Source organism: Desnuesiella massiliensis, from assembly GCF_001403615.1.
Taxonomy (GTDB): domain Bacteria; phylum Bacillota; class Clostridia; order Clostridiales; family Clostridiaceae; genus Desnuesiella; species Desnuesiella massiliensis.
In genome coordinates this window covers 164,088-186,182 of record NZ_LN879456.1, presented here as the reverse complement: position 1 = coordinate 186,182, position 22,095 = coordinate 164,088, and the positions used below count along the sequence as shown (strand labels likewise).

24 protein-coding genes and 1 riboswitch are annotated in these 22,095 nt (G+C 30.5%); of the genes, 4 read left to right on the top strand and 20 right to left on the bottom strand.

Annotated elements, in window-relative coordinates:
* Nucleotides 1-6: 6 nt before the first annotated feature.
* The 5 genes from BN2665_RS11610 to BN2665_RS11590 all read right to left on the bottom strand — a co-directional run bounded on the left by BN2665_RS11610 (nucleotide 7) and on the right by BN2665_RS11590 (nucleotide 2,618).
* Nucleotides 7-273, bottom strand: a complete 267-nt coding sequence (locus tag BN2665_RS11610) for a metal-sensing transcriptional repressor (protein ID WP_055667287.1) — start codon at nucleotides 271-273, stop codon at nucleotides 7-9.
* Nucleotides 274-347: 74 nt separating this feature from the next.
* Nucleotides 348-1,028 carry a hypothetical protein gene (locus BN2665_RS11605; RefSeq protein WP_055667286.1) on the bottom strand — a complete coding sequence of 227 codons (681 nt, stop codon included), beginning with the start codon at nucleotides 1,026-1,028 and terminating at the stop codon, nucleotides 348-350.
* Nucleotides 1,029-1,167: 139 nt separating this feature from the next.
* Nucleotides 1,168-1,362, bottom strand: a complete 195-nt coding sequence (locus BN2665_RS11600; RefSeq protein WP_055668380.1) for a DUF4250 domain-containing protein — start codon at nucleotides 1,360-1,362, stop codon at nucleotides 1,168-1,170.
* A gap of 9 nt (nucleotides 1,363-1,371) precedes the next feature.
* Nucleotides 1,372-2,151, bottom strand: coding sequence for a peroxide stress protein YaaA (gene yaaA / locus BN2665_RS11595; RefSeq protein WP_055667285.1), 780 nt, complete (start codon nucleotides 2,149-2,151; stop codon nucleotides 1,372-1,374).
* A 53-nt stretch (nucleotides 2,152-2,204) separates the two neighbouring features.
* On the bottom strand, nucleotides 2,205-2,618 hold the full coding sequence (locus tag BN2665_RS11590) for a CBS domain-containing protein (protein WP_055667284.1): 414 nt from the start codon (nucleotides 2,616-2,618) through the stop codon (nucleotides 2,205-2,207).
* Nucleotides 2,619-2,931: 313 nt separating this feature from the next.
* Between BN2665_RS11590 and BN2665_RS11585 the strand changes: the two genes are divergently transcribed.
* From BN2665_RS11585 to BN2665_RS11570, 4 genes are all read left to right on the top strand, one after another.
* Nucleotides 2,932-3,741, top strand: coding sequence for a helix-turn-helix domain-containing protein (locus tag BN2665_RS11585; protein WP_055667283.1), 810 nt, complete (start codon nucleotides 2,932-2,934; stop codon nucleotides 3,739-3,741).
* A 93-nt stretch (nucleotides 3,742-3,834) separates the two neighbouring features.
* Nucleotides 3,835-4,236 (top strand): YtxH domain-containing protein, encoded by a 402-nt coding sequence (locus tag BN2665_RS11580; RefSeq protein WP_055667282.1) that lies wholly within the window; start codon nucleotides 3,835-3,837, stop codon nucleotides 4,234-4,236.
* An 11-nt stretch (nucleotides 4,237-4,247) separates the two neighbouring features.
* A complete protein-coding gene (locus tag BN2665_RS11575) occupies nucleotides 4,248-4,601 on the top strand; it encodes a hypothetical protein (RefSeq protein WP_055667281.1) in 354 nt (117 codons plus the stop codon).
* A gap of 79 nt (nucleotides 4,602-4,680) precedes the next feature.
* A complete protein-coding gene (locus BN2665_RS11570) occupies nucleotides 4,681-6,309 on the top strand; it encodes an IS1182 family transposase (protein ID WP_055667280.1) in 1,629 nt (542 codons plus the stop codon).
* A gap of 146 nt (nucleotides 6,310-6,455) precedes the next feature.
* Here the strand turns inward: BN2665_RS11570 and BN2665_RS26995 are convergent, their stop codons facing one another.
* The 15 genes from BN2665_RS26995 to BN2665_RS11500 all read right to left on the bottom strand — a co-directional run bounded on the left by BN2665_RS26995 (nucleotide 6,456) and on the right by BN2665_RS11500 (nucleotide 22,078).
* Nucleotides 6,456-6,608, bottom strand: a complete 153-nt coding sequence (locus tag BN2665_RS26995; protein WP_154674932.1) for a hypothetical protein — start codon at nucleotides 6,606-6,608, stop codon at nucleotides 6,456-6,458.
* An 81-nt stretch (nucleotides 6,609-6,689) separates the two neighbouring features.
* Nucleotides 6,690-7,952, bottom strand: a complete 1,263-nt coding sequence (locus BN2665_RS11565) for a DUF1343 domain-containing protein (protein WP_055667279.1) — start codon at nucleotides 7,950-7,952, stop codon at nucleotides 6,690-6,692.
* Between the two features lie 153 nt (nucleotides 7,953-8,105).
* Complete coding sequence (locus BN2665_RS11560; RefSeq protein WP_055667278.1) at nucleotides 8,106-8,987, bottom strand: GGDEF domain-containing protein; 882 nt, start codon at nucleotides 8,985-8,987, stop codon at nucleotides 8,106-8,108.
* Nucleotides 8,988-9,110: 123 nt separating this feature from the next.
* Nucleotides 9,111-10,010, bottom strand: a complete 900-nt coding sequence (locus BN2665_RS11555) for a 3'-5' exonuclease (protein ID WP_055667277.1) — start codon at nucleotides 10,008-10,010, stop codon at nucleotides 9,111-9,113.
* A 121-nt stretch (nucleotides 10,011-10,131) separates the two neighbouring features.
* Nucleotides 10,132-10,500: a VOC family protein gene (locus BN2665_RS11550; protein ID WP_055667276.1), complete on the bottom strand. Its 369-nt coding sequence runs from the start codon at nucleotides 10,498-10,500 to the stop codon at nucleotides 10,132-10,134.
* A 14-nt stretch (nucleotides 10,501-10,514) separates the two neighbouring features.
* Nucleotides 10,515-12,224, bottom strand: a complete 1,710-nt coding sequence (locus tag BN2665_RS11545) for a methyl-accepting chemotaxis protein (protein WP_055667275.1) — start codon at nucleotides 12,222-12,224, stop codon at nucleotides 10,515-10,517.
* Between the two features lie 55 nt (nucleotides 12,225-12,279).
* Nucleotides 12,280-13,755 (bottom strand): S24 family peptidase, encoded by a 1,476-nt coding sequence (locus BN2665_RS11540; protein WP_055667274.1) that lies wholly within the window; start codon nucleotides 13,753-13,755, stop codon nucleotides 12,280-12,282.
* A gap of 265 nt (nucleotides 13,756-14,020) precedes the next feature.
* On the bottom strand, nucleotides 14,021-15,706 hold the full coding sequence (locus BN2665_RS11535; RefSeq protein WP_055667273.1) for a HEAT repeat domain-containing protein: 1,686 nt from the start codon (nucleotides 15,704-15,706) through the stop codon (nucleotides 14,021-14,023).
* Nucleotides 15,707-16,137: 431 nt separating this feature from the next.
* Nucleotides 16,138-16,237: riboswitch (purine riboswitch) on the bottom strand.
* A 70-nt stretch (nucleotides 16,238-16,307) separates the two neighbouring features.
* Nucleotides 16,308-16,706: a hypothetical protein gene (locus BN2665_RS11530; protein ID WP_055667272.1), complete on the bottom strand. Its 399-nt coding sequence runs from the start codon at nucleotides 16,704-16,706 to the stop codon at nucleotides 16,308-16,310.
* A gap of 55 nt (nucleotides 16,707-16,761) precedes the next feature.
* Entirely contained in the window at nucleotides 16,762-18,255 is a 1,494-nt protein-coding gene (locus BN2665_RS11525; RefSeq protein ID WP_082435893.1) for a multicopper oxidase domain-containing protein, read from the bottom strand.
* A 345-nt stretch (nucleotides 18,256-18,600) separates the two neighbouring features.
* Nucleotides 18,601-19,335: an N-acetylmuramoyl-L-alanine amidase gene (locus BN2665_RS11520; protein WP_055667271.1), complete on the bottom strand. Its 735-nt coding sequence runs from the start codon at nucleotides 19,333-19,335 to the stop codon at nucleotides 18,601-18,603.
* Nucleotides 19,336-19,341: 6 nt separating this feature from the next.
* Nucleotides 19,342-19,758, bottom strand: coding sequence for a phage holin family protein (locus BN2665_RS11515; protein WP_055667270.1), 417 nt, complete (start codon nucleotides 19,756-19,758; stop codon nucleotides 19,342-19,344).
* 89 nt (nucleotides 19,759-19,847) lie between these two features.
* Nucleotides 19,848-21,194, bottom strand: a complete 1,347-nt coding sequence (locus BN2665_RS11510; protein ID WP_055667269.1) for a radical SAM peptide maturase, CXXX-repeat target family — start codon at nucleotides 21,192-21,194, stop codon at nucleotides 19,848-19,850.
* Nucleotides 21,163-21,504 (bottom strand): hypothetical protein, encoded by a 342-nt coding sequence (locus BN2665_RS11505; RefSeq protein WP_055667268.1) that lies wholly within the window; start codon nucleotides 21,502-21,504, stop codon nucleotides 21,163-21,165. Before BN2665_RS11505 ends, BN2665_RS11510 begins: the two co-directional genes overlap by 32 nt.
* Before the next feature lie 16 nt (nucleotides 21,505-21,520).
* Complete coding sequence (locus BN2665_RS11500; RefSeq protein WP_055667267.1) at nucleotides 21,521-22,078, bottom strand: hypothetical protein; 558 nt, start codon at nucleotides 22,076-22,078, stop codon at nucleotides 21,521-21,523.
* Between the last annotated feature and the right edge of the window lie 17 nt (nucleotides 22,079-22,095).

Below are 22,095 nucleotides of genomic sequence, written 5' to 3'. Positions count from 1 at the left end.
CACTCCTTATTTTTCCAGCAGCTTTTGAAATACATTCATTATCTCATCAACCTTTTCCTCACCAGTATCATTTAAAAAAGCTTCTTTTACACAGTGATTCATATGCTGCCTGAGAATCAACATATTGGCCTTTTTTAATAACCCTTGAGCAGCAATTATTTGATTAGAGATGTCAACACAATATCTTTCTTCCTCTAACATCTTTATTATTCCTTCTATCTGTCCTTTGCTAGTCTTTAAAGCTTGCAAAGCCTTTTTTCTTTCTTCGTTCATCTCGCACCTCCATACACCCCCTCCGGGGGGTATTATGGTATTATAATATACCTACCTGGGGTTATTGTCAATAGTTATTTTTTTATGATATATTTTTTACTTAACTTTTCCATACCAGCACTTTTTTCTATACTCCAGCCCGTTTCATCCATATTATTTCTATCTAATCCAGCCTTAAACAGAGGCTCTGGGTCTATATAAAAAATTACTTCTGCACTTTTGTCTTCTTCTTGGTATTTCCATTTAACCTCAAAAGAGCTTCCTAAGTCTAACTTATAATAATTATCTTCTCCCTTTATATTTGTTTTATCCATTTTAAAAAGCCTTCTTATAGCATCCTCTGCTCCATCAGAATTTTGTCTTTTATCACTAATATTTAAGGGTCTTATGAGCAAGTTGGAGTTCTCCATATTACCTTCCTTAGATGCTTTCTTAAATATAATCTCCTTACTATCTAGTTTATTTGTATCTAATCCAGCTTTTATGAAAGGATCCGCTAAAATTACCATGGCAAAGTCAGCTTCATTAGAAGAAGGATCCTTAGTCCATTCAAATTTTTCCTCCCCCTGCAGGCTTAAACCCCAATGAGACATTTCCGCATGAAAGCCTACTTTATCTCTATTTTCCTTAATTATAGAGTTAATGGACTTATATGCATTGTCATTAGCCGATGAGTTTCCTTTGCTGCAAGCTGATAACAAGACTATGCTAATTGTTACAGCAGCTAATAATGTTATGATTTTATTTTTCTTCATACCTATCCTCCTTAAACAATATATATCACTAATTTTGTATATAAGGCCTATGTTTCTAAGATTAAACTATCAATTTTTTATGTATTTTTTATGAAGAAAATAAAAAGACAGAGAATTTATTTATCCCTGTCTTAAAAATTTAAATTACTGTAAATTGATTTTTTTCTTCACTATAAACATATCCAATTTCTTTCATCTTATCTTTAATTTTTTCTTTAGATACATTAAAATCTTCACAAAGCATATCTAAGCTGCTAAACTCATCTCTAAGCTTCATATTCAATATACTTAAAACCATATTTGCATCCATTGATAGTATTTCTTCATAATTCATTTCAATCACCTATTCCGTCTGATTTCTTGTAAATATAAACTCTCCTTTAGAGGATAGCACTTCGTTATATCCATAGCCCTCTAAATCAAAGTTCTTAAGTTCTTCTAAATTTTCTATTCTATTTTTAATTATGTAAGAAGCCATAAGCCCTCTAGCTCTTTTGGCATATATAGCTATTATCTTATATTTCCCTCCCCTATATTCTTTAAATACTGGAGCAATGGTAGTTATACCTGACGTTAACTTTTTAAAATCTATGGCCTTGGAATACTCTTCTGATGCAAGATTTACAAGAACCTTAGAACTTTGCCTTTGAAGCTGTTCTAATAAATTTAATGTGAGTTTATGCTTCCAAAAGCTATATAGGTTATCACCCATATTATTCTTAACCTTAATCCCCATTTCTAACCTATAGGGTTTTATTAAATCTAAAGGCTTAAGCAGACCGTATAGTCCAGATAATATTCTTAAGTGTTCTTGAGCAAATAAATAATCCTCTTCCCCAAAATCCTGAACATTAATCCCTCTATAAACATCTCCGGTGAAAGCTATTATAGCTTGTTTAGCACTTTGATCTATATCCTTGCTCCAATTTTGAAATCTAAAAAAATTTTTTTCTCCTAATTCTTTACTAATACCCATAAGCTCACATAAATCCTCAGGACTATATTGCTTCAATATGGATGAAATTTCATGTGCTTCCTCTAGAAACTCAGGAATAGAATATTCACCTATTGCAAGCTTTCTGTCAAAGTCCATGGTTTTTGATGGAGAAATTATACATATCATATTATCACCTCTTTCAAGAAAAAAGCGACATAAGTCGCTTTTTTAATGTTTGTTTATTTTTTCGCTTCACACATACCATTATAGCAATAGTTAATTATATCACTTCTTTTAATTATGCCAATGAAGATACCGTTATCATCTATTACTGGCACAAAGTTCTGACTTACAGCTAAAGATATAAGGCTCTCAATATCAGAATTTATTGTTACTGCCTTATGCTTTATTTTTCTTGGTATCTCTTCTAATTTAACCTTCTCAGTATTTTTAAAATTAAGTTCTGGTGTATTTTTTAACTTCCAAAGCAAGTCTCCCTCTGTCAACGTACCCACATATCTTCCTTTATTATCAATAATTGGTATGGCAGAGTACCCGTGATATTCCATCCTCTCTAATACTTGTCTCATTGTAGCTTCTAAATTTTCAAAAATAACTTCACTCTTGGGTGTAAGAAAAAACGCTATATTCATACCTAATCCTTTCCACCTATAGGTTTCCAAACTAAACTTTTATGTACTCGGAACCTAAATAATAATATTTTATTTTCATTTGTTACACATATATATTTTATCATATTTATTTAAAAATAGAGTGGATGGTTTTCAAAATTCACAAATACTTAAAAAAGAATAATCTAATTCATAAGATATAATAAATACCACAGTTTAACTTGTTTCTATGCAATAATAAAATTCATAAAAATATACTAATTTTTTGTCAAAATTTATGATATAATTGTATTACAACATATATGAAAAAAAGCTAATCTATGGAGTATATACTATGAGTTTTAAATCTACGCAAATACCTTTATTTTTTAATAATAATTTTAATAATTTAATTTATAAAGAATTTTATCCTTGTGATAATCTAAATGACCAAGTATTCTGCTATTGGTATTTGAGGTCTAATCAAAGACTTAATCAGCCTTTTTCATTAGGTGTTATTCCTGATGGCTGCTTTAATATAGTTTTTGATTTAAATGAACATAATATTGAAAACAGCACTTTTATTCTAGGTGCAATTAATAAATCTTTTATAATGCCTGTGGATAGTGATATAAATCTTTTTGGAATAAGACTTTTGCCAGGAAGAAATTATAGTATGCTTAACCTTCCTGCAGATGGCTTTATCAATAAATTTACGCCATTAAAAAACTATGTACAAGATTTTCCAAAGTATGTTCCTCTTAATTTAATAGATATTGAAAATATCAATAATTATACAGATATAATTGATACTCATATTTTAGAATTTGTAAATGATAAGAATTGTAAATTTGAAAATTCCTTTGTAACTTTAAGCTTAGATTATATATATCAAAAAAAAGGTCAGATTACTGTAAATGAAATATGCGAGACTATGGATACATCCTTAAAAATGCTCCATAGAAAATACAATAAAATAATTGGTATTTCTCCTAAAACCTTTTGTAGAATAGTTCGTTTTCAAAATACTTTATATTCAATCAATGCATCTAATATGGTGGATTGGCTTGACATAGCCATTGACAATGGCTACTACGACCAATCTCACTTTATAAAAGAGTTTAAAGAATTTGTTGGACAAGTTCCTACAAATATCTTTAATTAGTGTCCATTTTTTACAATACAAGTAGCCTTTTTTATGATATATAATATATTATATTATATCTAAAAAATCATTTATTATGGAGGAGGATTAATTATGAGCCTTAAATCAATTTTAGAACAAAGAAGATTAGAAAAAGAGAGAAAATTAAAAATTAGAACTGCAAAAAAAGTTGCTACAGGAGCTGCAGCTGGAATTTTAGCTGGAATTGCAGGTGGCTTGCTTTTTGCGCCTAAGTCTGGAAAAGAGACCAGAGAAGATATATCAAATAAAGCTAAGGAAGTAAATGATTCAATTAAAACTAAAGCTGATGAAGCAAAAAAAGCTTTAGAAGAAAAAACTGAAGAAGTTAAAACTAACTACCAAGAAGCTAAAGAAAAAATAGTTACTTATTTAAATGAAAAAAAGGGTAAAAAATGTTGTGAGGGTTCTTGTGAAGAGAAGGAAGCTGAAATTAATAGCTGCGAAGAAGAAAAAGTTTGTGAAGAAAGCAAGTAGAGAGGTTTAATATGACTATACAGGTGTCTACACTAGGCTATCTTTTATTAGGAACTTTAGGCGCTGTAGCTATGGTATACTTAATTATAACACTGCATAAAGTATCTCAAGTTCTAACAAAGGTAAATAAGATCATTGATGATAATGAATCGAATATAAACAAACTAGCTACTTCATTACCTAAAGCCTCAGAAAATATTGTGTCCTTAAGTGAAAATCTAAAGGATGTAAGTGAGGTCATAACAGAAACCACTGCTAGTGCTATAGAAACTAAAGAGCATATAGGTGATTATGTAGAAACTATAAAAGATATAGTTGAAATCATAAGAAAAGTGTTCTTTAAATGGGGCTGTCGCACTAAGTGATTAGTGCGTAGCTCCTTTTTTGTGCAAAAAAATAAATCCCGAACTTCGAGAAGTAAGGGATTTATGGTAAAATATTAGTATGCTAAAACATAACATTTTACAAAAAAATTATACACTTAATCAAAGATATTTTCAATTAAAACTTCCAATAAATATCGATTGTATGATCCCAGAAAATGATTCAGTGCGTTTGCTAAGTCAATTTGTAGAGGAGATGGATTTAGAAGATTTATATTCGACTTATTCACGAGTTCGGGAAAATAAAGCAACACCACGTCAGATGCTGAAGATTGTACTCTATTCTTACATGAATCATAGTTATTCATCTCGTGCCATGGAAACAGCATGTCATCGTGATATTAACTTCATGTACCTTCTTGAAAATTCACCAAAACCTGATCATTCAACTTTTGCAAGATTTAGAAGCTTGCACTTTGCACCCTGTGCTGAAAGAATTCTAGCTGAAATGACAAAGTTTCTTCTTAACATAGGAGAGATATCTGGAGATGCTGTTTTCATTGATGGCACAAAAATTGAGGCTTGTGCAAACAAATATACTTTTGTTTGGAAAAAAGCTGTTACAAAAAACTTAGAAAAGCTACTAATTAAATTAGCAGATTTAGTGGCTGAATGCGAGGAATTATACGGCATCAAGCTTGTTTATCAGAATAAAGTAAAAATGAAACACGTAAAAAAGCTGCGAAAAAAACTTTATACTCTGAAACATAAAGAAAAGATAGAGTTTGTACATGGATGTGGAAAAAGAAAAACTTCATTGCAGCGATCCATTGAAAAACTTGAGGAATACCTTGATAAATTAAAAGAATACACCCAGAAAATATATATTTGTGGTGATCGTAACAGCTATTCAAAAACAGATAATGATGCAACCTTTATGAGAATGAAGGAAGATGCTATGGGAAATGGTCAACTAAAAGCAGGCTATAATGTGCAGCATGGTGTGGACTCTGAATATATAGTGTGGCTTACCGTGGGCGACCAGCCCACAGATACCAACACCATAATTCCATTTCTCAAAAGTATGGAGGCGTTCCTAACATTTAGATATAAAAAAGTGGTTGCAGATGCTGGATATGAAAGCGAAGAGAATTATGTGTATCTTGAAGAAAATGGACAACTGGCATTTATCAAACCATCAAACTATGAAATATCTAAAACAAGAAAATACAAGAATGACATCAGTCGAATAGAAAACATGGAATACAATGAAGCTGGTGATTACTATACTTGTGAAAATAATAAAAAGTTAACAGTTAGCAAAACGATAAAAAGAAAAAGTAAAACTGGATATCAAAGTGAGAAAACCATATATATCTGCGAGGATTGCAGTAACTGTTCACACAAAAGTAGATGTATAAAAGGAAACAACTGCAAAACTCCATTAGAAGAAAGATTAAAAAATCTTGAAACATCAAAGTTATTTAACATGCTGAGGAAAAAGGATCTCGAAAGAATTGTAAGCAAAGAAGGTTGTGAACTCAGAATGAATCGAAGCATACAAGCTGAAGGTTCTTTTGGAGAGATTAAGCAAGATATGGGATTTCGAAGATTTCTGTGCAAAGGAAAGCAGAATGTTTTGTCCGAAAGTATCCTTTTGGCTATGGCACATAACATAAACAAACTACATAACAAAATTCAGTCAAACAGAACTGGAACACACCTTTTTTTGTTAAAAAGCACTGCCTAATTTTAGACTTTTAAAAAACAAGTATTCTGAAAAAAGTCTTAAGCGAAAGGGCTTATTAAAGTGCGCCATTTTTAAGGTATAGAGATGAATTTATTTGCAAATCTCTTTAAAATTGCTATAAAACAGTACAAAATAGGAGCTGAGCATTAGCGGTTTTTAACCGCTAATGCGACAGCCCCTTCATTACTTTCTTCATCTTCACATTTGCAAACTTCTTTAGTCTTTTTATCTTTACTGATTATGGATACCATTGCCGCTATGGCTGCAATAGTAATAGCAATTTTAGACTTTTTCTTCATAACGTTCAACTCCTATACAAAAATACATTATTATTGTAACATATATCTCCAGGATATATCCATTTTTTTATTAAAAACATTTTACTTATAAATAAGATATTGCTCTCTCTGACGTTTGAAGTTGTCTAGCCCTTCCTTAAAGTAGTCTTCAATGTATGAAGGATCATATCCCTTTTCAAGGAACTCTCCAATTTTATCCGTACCCATTATTTTATCAAACATAACAATATCCTTGCCACTTTTAGGTATTTTAAAATCACTGATTTTTTTCGCATAATAAAGTATGCTTATTCCAGCCTCAAAAGGCTTAAATTCCTCATAGTTTATGATTTGCACTCTTACCCCTTCTGTATTATTAATATTCATGGGCACAAAGTAAACACCTTTTAAATTAGCGCTATTGAGCTTATCAGCTAATACCTTAGAGTTTATATTTTCTCCTCCGATAAAGCTAAAAAATTCCTTTTGAGTTATCCCTGTACCTTCTCCTAAGCCAGTAGCGCAATACAGGAATACGGATTTAATGTCTGGAATATTAGGAGAGCTCTGAACCCATTTTAACCCCGTATCTTCATATATCATTGAACGATTATAACCCTCCATGGGAATTACCTTGAGATTAGATCCTAAATTTCTGTTAAAAAACTTAGCTAATTCCCCAATGGTCATGCCGTGTATCATAGGGAGGTTATCTACTCCTACAAAGGATTTAAAGGAGTCTTCTAGTACTGGACCTTCTACTAACATTCCTCCTAAGGGGTTAGGTCTGTCTAATACCATAATAGGAATATTGTACTTCGCAGCTTCTGCCATGCAATAATTTAGCGTAGATATATAGGTATAAGTTCTAACTCCTATATCTTGCATATCATAAATCAATAAATCTATATTTTTTAACATATCCTTAGTTGGCCTTCTAGTATCACCATATAAGCTATAAACTGGTATATTGTACTTAGGATGAGTATAGGTCTTTACTGGTAAGCCGGCCTTCGCTTTTCCATCGATGCCGTGTTCTGGGGCATAGAGAGCTACTAATTTAGAGGATTTATAATTATAAAGCATATCTATGATGCTTTCACCTTTAGAATTTACCCCTGTTTGATTTGTTATAAGGCCTATTTTCTTCCCTTCTATAAGAGAGCTATATTTTTCAAACAATACTTCATTTCCTAACTTAAATTTTTCTTTATTTGCCATACTACTGACTTGCTTATCTGTTAATTCACTATTATTTTCTGTTCTATCTGATTTGTTAAGATAATCCTCTGTTATGATGAAAGATAGTACATATAGTAAAGTGTATAGAAAAACTATTGCTAACTTCTTATGGTTTACCTTCATGTAAAAATACTCCTTTCATGCCTATATATACATATATTATAGCCATTTTTCACAATAATAATGTTTCTATAATAAAAAAAATTGCTGAAGCATAAATAATTAAAATGTCTATCGTAACTAAAACGTCTATCTATGCCTCAACAAGTATAAAATTTAAATTTCCACTCTATTTCTACCCTTTTGTTTAGCTTTATAAAGCTTAATATCTGCTCTTGATATAATTTCATCAAAGCTTTCATTATAGCTTATAATTTCACATACACCAAAGCTGGCGGTTAGCTTTAATTGAAACTCCTCATAGTTAAAAGCTGTATTTTCCACTACCGCTCTAATATTTTCAGCCATTTGGAATGCCTTTGTCTCATTAGTGTCATTTAACACAACTACAAATTCTTCTCCTCCGTATCTGGCTACCCACGCAGTTTCCTTTGGCACATTTTCAATGATAATTTTAGAAAATTCTTTTAGAATGTAATCTCCCGCTATATGCCCATAGGTATCATTAATTTTTTTAAAATGATCTATATCTAGGAGCACTATAGAGATAGGCTTAAGATTAATTTTATTATTAACTATATCTACAGGAAGCTTTTCATTGATATACCTTCTATTATAAATACCTGTAAGTTCATCCTTTACTACTAAATTGTTCATATCCCTTATTGTTGTGCTTATCTCTTCTATAGACTTTGTTTCTATATTCTTTATTATACCAGTATTGGTTATATCCTTAAAAGTTTCCATTATATAGGTTTTATCCTTTATTATTATAGGTGTAGCCATCACCATATATATTTTCTCTTTATCATACTCAATCTTTACAAAAGTATCTTCTTCTACCATAGCTCTCATAGCCACACAATTTTCACAATGAGAACCTATCCTCCAAATCCCAAAACAGCTTTCTTTAGATATGTTAATCTGTTCCTCTTTATAATGTATTATTTTTTTGCTAAGAGGGTCCACTACTCTTATAACATCATATAAGTTTTTTAAAATCGATAAACTAGATAGCAATAAATCTTTTTCTTCCAAAATTCATTCCTCCAAATAAGCTGTTTAAGATAATTACTTATTTTATATTTAATACAATAATTATACACTAAAACCTATATTATAACAAAAAAGTTGTGCTAAATATTTACACAACTTTATAAGCTATCCTATATCCTTATATTTATAAGCATAATCTAAGTATTCCACTTCATTTACTATACTTCTACTTACTTTATACACCTTTTGCCCAGTTAGGGTTTTCCTTACTGTTATTTCATTGATAATTCTGCTTCTGCATCTTTTACAATAACATAAGGATATAAATCTCCAGTTAAACAATTTTAAAGGATACTCTACATTAACCTCGCTGCTGCATTTAGGGCAAATCAACTCTATTTTATCTTCTTCCAACTTAAAATTTTCATAATTTTTTATTGCAATAGCTGGCATATTTAATATATCTGTTATGATGTAGTTTTTAAGTATCCTGTGATTAAAAATTCTTCTAAATACTTCAGCAGTATAAAGGGCATCATTTAGAGCATCGTGAAGTTTTTCTTCTTCTAATCTTATTTTTAATTTTTCCAAAGCATTTTTTAAGCTTAAAGTTTTTCTTTCTCCTAAAACCTTAGTACAATATTCCTGCAAATCTATGTACTGCTTGATCCATTGAACATCTTGTATATCATGATAATTTGAATTTCTAATTATTTCAGCGATATCATCCTTTGCCCAAGAGCATAGGATATCATCATCACCTAGAAACTTTTTCAATTCTTCTAAGGCCTCATTAAAGCATACTCCATCTTTTAATCTCTCTTCCTCAATACCAGTTATCTCTGTTATTCTTGGATTTAATACTTTAAATATAGTAGGCTTTACATAAATCATAATTCTATCTAATTCCTTTAGGTACTTGTCCAATTTAACTGCACCTATCTGAATTATTTCATTAGGACATTCATTATTCAATATATTTGGATTTTCAACATAGAACTCTGGAAAGTATTTAGTTATCTCCATGGCATTATTAAATTCTAAATCAATTATGACATAACCCATAGTTCGCATCTCCTTAATATAGACTACATTTATATTATGCCATAAAAAAAATAATAAAAAAACAACCAAACTAAAATTAATCTGGTTATTTTCTATCTATCATATATATTTTCGAAGGTTATTAAGCTAATATTTCAACAAATTCTAGCTTCTCCCCGTCTGGTCCCTGGAAAAAGAATATCTTCTTCTTTCCGACAATATAAGGCTCTCCAGAAATTAGAGTTACATTGCATTCTTTTAATTTATTTACTTTCTCCTCCATATTTTCTACGGTAAAAGCTATATGCTCAACTACCCCTCTAGGCAGCACTTCTTCTACATTCTTTTTTTCTATCAATTCAATGGTCCCTTGTCCTGCTTTAAGAAATGTAAGAATAACTCTCTCATCTTCATGGATTCCTTCTAATTCCAATCCAAGAACCTCTAAATAAAACTTTCTAGATATTATTGAATCCTTTACAATTATTCCCACATGATTCATATGTAACATATAAACACCCCTTATTATACTTTAAATTTAGAAATAGAATCTAAAAGCCTATTCACACTTTTCTTAGCATTATTACTTTCTAAGCTAGCATTATTAGAATTCTCTCTAGCAATCAATGTGCTTTCCGCTATGTTAGAGGTATTATTAGCACTATCTCCGGCACTAGCAGTTATAGCATCAATAGCTTTATTTAAATTTTCTAAGGATTTGGCTACTTCCTTTGATACATGACTGAAATTAACCATGATAGACTTTACGAACTGGGCATCCTCACTATATTTAACTCCAATGTCCACCATATCCCTATAGTCCTTATTTACCTTTTCACTAATGAAGGATAATAATTCAGTAGACTCCTTTGATAAATTATCTACAGAAATTGTTACACCATTAATCAGCCTTTGAATTTCACTTACAGCGTTATTAGACTGTTCAGCTAATTTCTTAATCTCTTCAGCTACTACAGCAAAACCTTTTCCTGCTTCACCAGCTCGAGCTGCTTCAATGGAGGCATTAAGGGCTAAAAGATTGGTCTGACCTGCTATTTCAGCAATGGTATCTGAGAAAAGATTTATCTTTTCTACTACTTTACATTCTTCTATAGCTTTTTCTAAATTAATCTTAGAGCTTGTATATATATTTGAGGCTTCTCTTTGTGAAAACTGTGCTTTATCCTTGAGTTCTTCCGCCCTTTTACTTATGTTTATGGATGCATTAGCTCCTTCTTCAGCTTTATCATTTATTCTATTTAGAGAGGCATAGATATCATTAGCGGTAGCATTCATTTCTTCTGTGGAAGCAGCATTCTCCTCCATAGCTGCGGATAATTCCTCTGTAGATATATTTATATCATTAATTTTCATGTCTAAGGATCCTATGTTCATAGTTATCTTATCTATACTATCTACTGTAACAGCCATGGCTCCATAAACCTCTACCATAATTGTCCTTAAATTATCTGTAAATTTATTTACTATTGAAGCCAGCTCTCCTAATTCATCCTTTGATTTGATTACTATTTGCTTTGTTAAATCTCCTCCGCTTTGTGCCAAAGAATTAAATTCTTTTTTTAATATATTTATAGGCTTTAATATGCTTTTTAATATTAAAAATATTATGAATAAAGTTATGAGGAAAGCTGACACATTAATCCCTAATAATATATTTTTTGAAAGGTTATAATCTTTCTTACTGCTATTCATAGCCTCTTCTGCCTTAGCTTCATCGTACTGGACCAATTTAGTAATCTCATCATTAACTTTGTTAAATTTCTCCTTAGACTCAATGTTCATAACAGCTACAGCCTCATTAATGTGGTTTCTTCTGCTTATATCAATAACTGTTTTATTTACCTCTAAATATTCCTTCCATTTTGATACTATACTATCATATAGTTCTTTCTCTCCAGCTTCATTTATTAGGTTCTCGTAAAGCAAAATATGCTGCCTCAAACCTTCATCTAATTTTTGAATATCCTTTTCTGCCCAATCCTTAATTTCTGCTGAATCTGAAACTATATGCTCATATTCTAGTATTCTATAGTCCGATACTAAAGTGCTAATAGCCTGTGAAAGTTTAACTTTTTTAAGCCAATTTTCTGTTATATTTTCTGAACTTCTATTTATACTTTTAAGAATAGATTGGGAGTAAATGCACATGGATGTAATAATGATTATAAAGAATACCCCCAATGCTATAACCTTACTTTTTATTGTTAATCTCATGAATTTCTCTCCTATAATTTAATAAAGCTAATAATGTATGAATTTAAAAATTCTGCTACCTAGGCTTTACCACAGCTAAAGCTATACCTATGATAGAGGCATTATTATCTTCTATTACTATAGGAGAATATTTGGTATTTTCAGGCATTAATCTTACCAATCCTTTTCTTAAAGACAATCTTTTTAAGGTAGCACTTCCATCTAAGTCTACAGCTACAATATCATTATTTTGCGCAGAACTTTGCTTCCTTATTATTACATAGTCTCCATCTTGAATATTAGCTCCTATCATACTGTCACCTTTTACCTTAAGCATAAAGCAATTTCTCATATTCTTAATCCAGTATTTAGGCAAATAAAAACTATCTTGCAGCTCTGGATTAATGAGCAAGGGCTCACCAGCAGCTATATCCGTATACATAGGCAGTATGTCTAACTCATCCTGAGAATACACTTCATTTATTCCATCTTCTTTTACAATAATCTCATCAGCCTTGTTATTATCCCTTATAAAATTAAATCGCTTATTAAATCTTAAATCTTGGAATATATAGCTCTCCATAGAAAACGCTTTTAAATCCTGTTGCATAGGTGTCACTTCTCCAAAATTATATTTTAATATATTAATTTTAGGTCTTTCAGGAAAGCCTTTTAAATTTAATTTTCCGTTTTTCACAAAATAAGAATTTGACTCTTTATTATAAGTAAAATTATCATATATAAAAGTAAAAGTAGAATAATCCCTTTTTATACCTAGAGAAATCAAAAAATCAAACTGACATTTATTAAGCTTTTGAATACTATCAATTACAATATGAGTATATCCCTTTCCATAAAATCTAAGACTTTGTTCCAAAGCGAAAAGGCATTTATCCTCATGGTCTATAAAACCTTTTTCTCCTAGTTTTATGTTATACAAAAGCATTAATTCAAATATTATCTCTCTATAATTAGAATTCTTAACTATCCTTTGTGGACCTTGACCTTTATTTACCTTTCTCCCAGTTCTTTCAGCACATTGATACTCTGCTAATTCTGTTAAATTCATAGCCTTTATCCAGCTTATTTCTTCCAAGAAAAATTCTGCGTACTTAGTGTTTAATAATTTAGGCACATTGTATAAAGAATTTAACTCTATTATAGCTTCTTCAACCAGCCTTAATTTCTCTTCTTTTAGCGTTAATAATTTAAAATTCAATTCCTGAGCTAACATATATTTTTTGCAATATAAGTCTACAAGTTCATCTATAGAAAAAATATGTACATCCTTATCTTCCGAAGAAAACAAACTCAAATATTCTGATTTACTCTCAGTTAAAACTGTATCATATTTGTTTATTACATCAGTTTTATTTTCCGAAGCAGTGACGATTAGGATTCTATCCTCTTCATATAAACAATAGTTATTTTTTAAATAAAGAGCTCTATGTAAAGAAGTTGTAGTTTTTCCTGTATTTAAACTTCCCTTTAGCAAACTATATTTACAAGGTTTTGAATTAATAATTTTTCTTTGCTGTGTATTTAGTATCATATAAAATCCCCCCTTACAACAAAATACAGTACACCAAATTATATTTTTAATCCTACTTAATTATATAAAAATAATATAGATATGTATACCTTAATAGCTATATTTAGATAAATAAGATTTTAACAATGTTCCTAATAAATCTAAGTTTTCGTAGTGTTTATCTATAGGAGGATTTGAAAAACATAGGTGTTCTTTTTCACGGGCCGCTCGTGGGGCTCCACGCGCGGTGTAGGGAAACCCATAGAATACCTTTTTTCACATCCTCCTATACTATCCAAAGCCCTAATCCTTTTTCTTTACAGAGCTGTTTAATGACATGTATCTTTTCATCATCTCTTCTTTTTATATTTAATTCATCTGGGGGCAGCACCATAATAACACCCTTACCATTGTTAAGGACAAAAAAAATATCAACTAACATGATGCTTTCTTTCATTTTAACCTTAAAGGGATAATTTACATAGAAAATAACTTCGTCACATTTTTCTAATAGCAGAAGATAATCCTTTTGCAAAAGTCCTTTATAAAACACTTCCTTATTAAGCTTATGACTATAGTAACTAAATCCTTTGCTTCTCAAAGCCTCTTCAACGAAACTTAAGGTATTTATATTAGTATAATCAGTACTATGGAGGTTTTTAACCTTTAATGGCCATACTATGCTGCTATTTATTTTATTATAAAGCTCCTTTTGTTCAGCTATACTTTGTAAACTATTAATATGCTTATTATAGGAAGCATATATGGACTCAGCCTTCCATTCTACGTTTCTACCGTATAGTATTAAAACTATCACATGAATTATTAGCTTAGCATGTGTATCTGGGAATCCATATTTCACAAACAAAACTGTTCTTTCAATGAAATCTTTCTTATCATAAAAACTTAAGGTTTCATAAAGATAAAAATATATATTCAGTATATCATTATTATAATCAGCTCTTTTTAAGCTGCTATGTATTTTCCTCCCTATTCTGCTAAGAAGTTTATTTATGGATAATTCTACTTGTTCCCTAGGTATATTGTACTCACCACTAATAAAGGCCAGGGTGTAGAACTTTTCATTTATGCTATATCTCATTTTCAGCATTGCTGCCCATTGCTTTTCTAAAGCCTCTTTTTCAGCAATTTCATTTAATAGTATAATAAATTTCTCTCCATATTCCTTATAGATTTTACATAAACTATTGCTAATTAATATTTCTCCTCTAAATAGTTTCATTACATAGTCACTATCCATATCTCCTAGGGGGTTTTTAAAATTTTTACTTAATTGTTCTCTTCTTTCCTGCAATATATTATTTAATAGATTATCATCAATATCTTTGCAGTACTTTAAGTATTGCAGGTTATTTACTAACATATAATACTTCAGCATAATGCTTTTCTTTGTAGAAAAATCATTATAAATCTTATTTATATTGACCTTCCCCAAATCTTTCATATAGGCAATTCCCATTTCATCACATTTCTCAAGAAGAGCTGCATATCTTTTTTCTTTATAAATATCCTTTATTTTTATAGTATTAAGAATCTCCATATTTTCATTTGATCGGCTTTCATCAGCATTAACCTGTTGATTTACGCAATTTTCTTCTTTATTGTAGTTGCTTAATATTTCCTTGGCAATAGCTCTGTTATATTCTTTTATGTCATTATTCTTAATGCGCTCAATTATATTCATACTTTGCTCTGGAATATCTAGTTTTAACAGAGCCTTCAGAGAATATTGTGTAACCTGCGGTCCCATATGCTGAAGATTTTTCAAAAGGTAGGGCACCGCTTCATTACATTGCTCTTTATGTTTCTCTGAAAGTTTTCTTATGGCTGAAGCCGCTAAGCGTTTTTCATTGCCATTACCTTTGTTTAAATATTGTATTAAATAAGGTATAGCTTCAGCAGCTTCCGTTTCTCCTAATTCGTAGGGTGTCATATCTATTAAAGATTTCATAATTTTATCACCTTTATGCATAGAGATATTAAAACTTTAAAGTTTAGTAGCTTTATTTATGAATATTATATAAAAGCTTTTAATGATATACAATAGAAAGAGAGAATAGAAAAAATATGCATAGATAAAAGACCTTTTAAGCAATCTTTATCTATGCATAATATATTTTTTCATTAATTTTTTTATTGAGGTAAAAGCACAAATCTAACTATAAATAGCTTGTTAAAAGTTAACTACATATATATGTTGCATTAAAAATCTTACATTTCTTAGATTCAAAATTCCACCACTTAATAGGTTAGACCCTAGGAATTTTGAAGCTAAAGAAATGTACTTAGATTTTTGCAACCTATATAATAAAAAACCATTGGATACGAGCAAATCCAATGGTTTAAACTTCTAAATGCTTCCTTAATATATAATTTTGATTTAAGGAATTTGGATTCACCCATAGCTAGAGAATTTACGGTTCTCTTGTAGAAACTTCTGACCCTATATCAGATCTATATGGATGCATATTAAATTTCACATTTAGAGATAATACCACTTCATAATTTAAATGTCAATATAATATAATTCTAATAAGGATACTTTAGACTTTCTAAATTACAGCTACATGCTTTTTTTGATAGCCACCTATATTAACGCTAATCTTAGAATCATGTTTTACAACATGTCCTATATTTACAAACATCATATAACCATATCTGCCTTTATAGTCTTTTCGAGTTATCATTTTCCCAAATTTCGGGAGACTTAGTAAAGATAATTTTATTCCAGTTTCCTCATCTATAATGTGAATTTTGCTAATCTCTTTAGTAATAATACCAGTTTTGTTAATTTTAAAGCTAATGTTAATAATGTTATTATCAGCTGTTAGAACACAACCTATTACTTCAAAGGGCCTGTTCTTAGGAATCCAAAAATGATAATAATATACAAAGATAAGTGAAATAGTTATGGCTATTAACACACCTATAGTTACTAATATTGTAATCATATCCTACCTCATTGGAATATCTGCATCCAACAAAAGACATCCCTTTTAATTATTTTTAAATCTCAAAGCAAGTCCGTAATTTTAGAAACTGCTCATCTGCCTTTAGATCAGTGTTCTCCCCACAAGTCTGTACTTTGAAAAACTTATCATCTACCTCCTGATTAGTCTTAGGTCCACAAGGAGGATAAGGTCTCTCCTTTGGCAAATCAGTTTGAATGAATATTAATTGTCCTCCAGGATATACGCCATTATTGGTAACCTTGTAATCATCGTGGTTATGAGCAATATAAAACTGCGGAAAGAATAATCTATCTGAGGTACCGTAGTTCTGAACTTTGAAGTTTCCCGGGAACGGACATAATGTAGTACCACCTGCCTCTGGAGTGTTCGCCCATAGGGTGTCTGAATCACCAAATCCCGGCATAAAAGTACCTTCAGCTTTAGATTCTTTAGTTGCATCATCAACTTGAGTCATTAATGGTGGAAATCCACTTTTACCGCAGAAAATATAATCTTCATAATTCAACCGTTTATCTTCAGCAATAAATAGAAGATCATAGCTTTCTCCAGAGCCAACTAATTGAGTGAAGACCTTTTCCATATGCATATTCGGATGTGCGTCCTTATTAACTATCATTCCATGCCAACCATGAGTATGCCATGGAACTGGCTGATACCCCATATTAATGAGGCGAAGCAGGAATTTTTGCCCATTCTTAATATGAACATAAGAATCGTATCCTGCAGGAATTTTATAAGCCCCGCCACCTACAGCAGTTCCTGAAGGTAAGAGTGTATCAGGAAAAGCACGGCCATTTACTAGCCACCAGTCAGGTCTAAATTCCACAGGGTTAAAGCCAGTTTGATTTTGAACAGCATCGTGCCACCTAGAATCAATATCAGATAAGAGTATTACATATTCTTTATCGAAAAAACTGCTAGGCTCCGAGTTTGCAAAATTCCTATTGGTGATACCCTTTGAATTAATAAATTTGCGGACATCTGCAGCAGCTGGATATACTATTAGTCCCCCATACATTCCCATCTGAACATGCTCTGCAGCTTCTTGATGGCAGTGATAAAAATAACTTCCAGGAGTTTCTGGTTTGAAGTAATAAGTTATACTGATTGAAGGCTTACCTATAGGAGTTACCGGTACTCCGAAGGAAGTTTCCGGTACACCATCAAGCTGTGTTGCCACATGTCCACCATGAATATGAATACTATGAACATCTAAAATTGGTTCTTTAGCTCTTAGCAAACCCAAGTTAGTAAATGTTATAAACAGTTCATCATCCACATCCATTTTTATTAATGGGGATGGGATTACAGCTGTTCCTCTTAACTCATCTCGTTTTGTTATATTTGAAGGATCTAAGTCTGAATCACAAATTGTATATTTTCCTGTACATTTATCTTGAAATTTCCATAAACCTCCTACAAAACCAAAAACGTATATATTTCTACGTTCTAAGCATCCCGTTGGGTCAGTTGGGAGGTCAATAAAACCGTCAGTAGCATATAAGCTATAAAAAAGTTTCTTTGCCATAATACTTTTAACCTCCTAATTTTTGTTTATATTAATACTATATAGTATAAAATATTCAGTAATAAAACAAATGGTTACAAAATCTTTATTATTGCTAACTATTTATACAAAATTAAACATTACACAATTTCACTAAAAAATACCTGTACTAACAAAATAGGAGCTTTACTCGTTATAACTTTTAAAAATCAAAATAAAATAGATAATAAGGACTTTTTATTTTTAAACTTCCGACATGTTACGAAATTTGATGTTTATTTACTTTAAGCTTTTATTTAAGAATGCCACTACCAAAAAATAAAAAAAGGTAGCTCCTAGGCTTTGCCCTAAGAACTACCTTAAAAATTATTCTTCACTAATACTCCAAAATAACCTGCCTAACTTATCTTTAAGCTCCAAGCACTTAGAATAATCTAAGTATTGAGTCTCTATCCAAATTCCCTTCTCATTATATTTTAAATAGAATCTAACTCCCTTAAATAAAGCTACTATTGACTCCATATTCATGTAGCCCTTTGAATCTCTTTCTAGATAATTTGTGACTATATAATATTTTTTATTTATAACTGTAACTTGCTCAGTTATTCCTTCAGCTATGGCTTTAGCTATATTATGAGCATTATATCTATTGCTGTCTTCCTCACTATCTACAAAGCCACATTCTATCAATATAGCTGGTGCTAAAGTATTTTTAAGAACATAAAAATTGGCAGTCTTTACTCCCCTATCTTTATAGCCTAACTCTACTAGCTTACTCTGTACTTTACCAGCGAATTTTTCTGCCTGCCCTCCCCTAGCTACTATATAGGTCTCTGCTCCATGTCCTCCCCCAGAATTTAAGTGGATGGAGATAAATAAGTCTAAGTTATGACCATTAGCTAGGTTCACTCTTTTTGATAGACTTTCATTTATGCTGCTAGCATAATCTATAGTACAGTCTATAACTTCATTGCCAAGAAATAATAAAAGTTTCTTTAAGTGGGCACCTATGTCTCTAGTACATTGAGCTTCCTTTAATAATCCTTCTGCTCCATAGTCTGCTCCTGAAAGAGTATGTCCCATATCTATCCCTATTCTCATAATCTATTACCTCTTATATAAATCCTTTTTATTTCCCTCTTTAAGCTGGGATAATATTTCTATTAGCTTATCAGGTAGTGGCAAGCCTAACCTGCCAGCATTCTCTAATATACTTATGCCTTCATTAGCTATATAAAAATAACACGCTATAGTCCTAAAGACGCAAGTGCCTTGATTAATTAATCTATCAAGGAGCACTGAAACAATCAATACAATTATAATGGTAAACTTTCTAAGCAATCCATTAAAACCTATAGCACTGCTTAAATTCTTTTGAACTATGCCGCTTATGACCCCAGTGACATAATCAAGACTCATAAAGGCTACCAGCACTTGAAGTGATATATCCCAGGATCCGAATATATAAGTAAAAAAGGTTGCTGCTCCTGCTATAGCTACACTAAATATTTCTTTTTTGTCCAATTACTGCTCCTCCCTTCCTGGAAATTAAAGAAAGGCAAAATAAAAAGACCTGATGTTGGTCTATATTTCGCCTTTTAGCTTAGTTATATTTATTGAGCTAATTCTTTAAGCATCTCATATTCCTCATTTGATATTATTTCTAATGCCCATTCCTTAGGAATATGCATTTCGAATCTATTATCTATATTATGCTTTCTAAACAGTCTGTTCCAATGATATATATTAGCTAGCGTTCTAGCTTTATGCATAATACATATGAAAGTAGCTCTTTTACTTACTGTACCAAAAATTTGATAGTTATAAGCTGAACACCAGGCACATCCTTTTGCTATCGGACAATTAAAACACTCCACTGTGGATTGAGATTTCCTAGTTATACACTTTAGCTCGCAAATCTTACATTTTTGAGTTTCATTATACGCAATTCCATTATCAACATCCCCTATCACTATTGGTGGAACACCTGTCCCTAGCGAAGACTCCATATATCTTAGACAAGGGTATAGATTACCATTAGGGCTACATGCTAACATATTTCCAGTGCCTCCACACCAATTTTCATTATCTTCATTACTCATAGGCATAGATATATTTGTTTCAAATAGACTTAAATATATTTTTGAATATAATTCATTCTCTATTATATAATCTGATATTTTCTTTAACTCATTATAAAATATTTTTGAGTGTTGTACATTCCATCCTTTTTCAAATACACAGTTTGAAAATATGTCTTTATATCCAATATTTATTAAGTTTATGACTGCGTCAAAAGTATGTTGAACATTCTCTGGTGATAATGTCATTTTTGTTCCTATATTCCCATAATTCTCTTTAAAATGTTGAAATGCTTTTATGACAATTTCATAAGAACCTTCTCCGTTAGGAAATACTCTACAAGAGTCATGGAGTTGTTTATTTCCATCTATAGACAGAGAGAAACTTAATTTATTTAAGTTCTTTTTAATAAATTCTTGTACTTTAGGTTGAAAATAATTAACTCCATTAGATATTAATGAAATCATATAAGTTTTAGCCCATATATGTTTTAATGATATAGCTTTAAATTTAAAATATTCTACAAGATTATCTATTAATTCTATTTCTAGTAATGGCTCTCCACCTATAAATTCTAGAACTATACCTGGATTTTTATCTGAATTTATATATTCAGTATTTAATGACTGCGAGTCAAATAGCAAGTCTATAAGCTTTTTACCTGTTTCGAAACTCATTCTATTTTTTCCCTTATTTTGTTGATAACAGTATTTACATCTCAACTGACAATCATCTGTAACTTGAAAAGTTATTGTTTTAGCAAGTTTATCTTCATTCTTAATATATAATAATTTGTATAGCCGTCCAATCATATCCTGGTATTGTTCAGCTCTTATAAGAGATGGTTCAAAGATTAATTTTGTTGAATCCTTCTTCACAGCAATCACCCTTCTTAAAAAATTTAGCTAATCTAAAAGAAAATGTTATATTTACGTTCACATTTTTACCTATAAACTCTGGTGCGTATTTATTAAATAAAGCACTTATAGCTAAATCATACTCCATGCTAGCTTTTCTATAATCTTCTATATATTTATTATAAGTTTCTATATTATAGTTAAATTTATTATTTTCTTTTAATATAGATATCATTATATTTTCATATGATTTAAAATCAAAGAATAGAAATTCTATATATAGACATTCTTCTTCATCTAGTATAACTTCTTTTAAAACTTCTTCTTTCATATAAGTATCTCCTTTATTATAATTTTAAGCCTTCTAATACTACTTTATATAATGGAGAAAGCTTTTTTAATTTTTCATTGGTATTGGGTATTTTGTCTATAGATTTACTTACGTCATCTAAATATAACCTTAATAAACAATTTAAAAACTCTGTGGAATATATAACATCGTATGGCACAATTTTATCTATTATAAAGCAATCTTCTAATGCATTAACTTTTTCATCTATAGGAGTTAAAGGATCATTTATATCAAATATTATAATCGTAAAATATTTAGTATAGAAATCAACTTCTAATTGTTTTATATTATTAGATATTGAATTTAAATTTTTTTCTAATATAAATTTTACTTCTTCTCTTGATTTAAACTTAGATAATCCTACGCAAACCTCCCTTAATTTCATAAGTATTTTTGTACAAATGTTATCCTCATATTTATTAAATTCCTCTATTTGTAAAAATTTTGTCTTATAAGACTCCAGCAGTTCTCTTGGTGCAACTTCTCCTTTAGAAACTATTAAACAAAAGTCTGCAATAATAATATCTAGTTCTTGTTTTAAAAAATTCATCATATTTGTTTACCTCCATA

Coding starts and splice junctions, on each gene's coding strand:
- BN2665_RS11525 (WP_082435893.1), bottom strand. CDS start 18,255: ATGGCAAAGAAACTTTTTTATAGCTTATATGCTACTGACGGTTTTATT.
- BN2665_RS11580 (WP_055667282.1), top strand. CDS start 3,835: ATGAGCCTTAAATCAATTTTAGAACAAAGAAGATTAGAAAAAGAGAGA.
- BN2665_RS11500 (WP_055667267.1), bottom strand. CDS start 22,078: ATGATGAATTTTTTAAAACAAGAACTAGATATTATTATTGCAGACTTT.
- BN2665_RS11520 (WP_055667271.1), bottom strand. CDS start 19,335: ATGAGAATAGGGATAGATATGGGACATACTCTTTCAGGAGCAGACTAT.
- BN2665_RS11555 (WP_055667277.1), bottom strand. CDS start 10,010: ATGGGTTATGTCATAATTGATTTAGAATTTAATAATGCCATGGAGATA.
- BN2665_RS11530 (WP_055667272.1), bottom strand. CDS start 16,706: ATGATTACAATATTAGTAACTATAGGTGTGTTAATAGCCATAACTATT.
- BN2665_RS11565 (WP_055667279.1), bottom strand. CDS start 7,952: ATGAAGGTAAACCATAAGAAGTTAGCAATAGTTTTTCTATACACTTTA.
- BN2665_RS11575 (WP_055667281.1), top strand. CDS start 4,248: ATGACTATACAGGTGTCTACACTAGGCTATCTTTTATTAGGAACTTTA.
- BN2665_RS11610 (WP_055667287.1), bottom strand. CDS start 273: ATGAACGAAGAAAGAAAAAAGGCTTTGCAAGCTTTAAAGACTAGCAAA.
- BN2665_RS11505 (WP_055667268.1), bottom strand. CDS start 21,504: ATGAAAGAAGAAGTTTTAAAAGAAGTTATACTAGATGAAGAAGAATGT.
- BN2665_RS11550 (WP_055667276.1), bottom strand. CDS start 10,500: ATGTTACATATGAATCATGTGGGAATAATTGTAAAGGATTCAATAATA.
- BN2665_RS11605 (WP_055667286.1), bottom strand. CDS start 1,028: ATGAAGAAAAATAAAATCATAACATTATTAGCTGCTGTAACAATTAGC.
- BN2665_RS11590 (WP_055667284.1), bottom strand. CDS start 2,618: ATGAATATAGCGTTTTTTCTTACACCCAAGAGTGAAGTTATTTTTGAA.
- BN2665_RS11545 (WP_055667275.1), bottom strand. CDS start 12,224: ATGAGATTAACAATAAAAAGTAAGGTTATAGCATTGGGGGTATTCTTT.
- BN2665_RS11585 (WP_055667283.1), top strand. CDS start 2,932: ATGAGTTTTAAATCTACGCAAATACCTTTATTTTTTAATAATAATTTT.
- BN2665_RS26995 (WP_154674932.1), bottom strand. CDS start 6,608: ATGAAGAAAAAGTCTAAAATTGCTATTACTATTGCAGCCATAGCGGCA.
- BN2665_RS11535 (WP_055667273.1), bottom strand. CDS start 15,706: ATGAAATCTTTAATAGATATGACACCCTACGAATTAGGAGAAACGGAA.
- BN2665_RS11540 (WP_055667274.1), bottom strand. CDS start 13,755: ATGATACTAAATACACAGCAAAGAAAAATTATTAATTCAAAACCTTGT.
- BN2665_RS11570 (WP_055667280.1), top strand. CDS start 4,681: ATGCTAAAACATAACATTTTACAAAAAAATTATACACTTAATCAAAGA.
- yaaA (WP_055667285.1), bottom strand. CDS start 2,151: ATGATATGTATAATTTCTCCATCAAAAACCATGGACTTTGACAGAAAG.
- BN2665_RS11600 (WP_055668380.1), bottom strand. CDS start 1,362: ATGAATTATGAAGAAATACTATCAATGGATGCAAATATGGTTTTAAGT.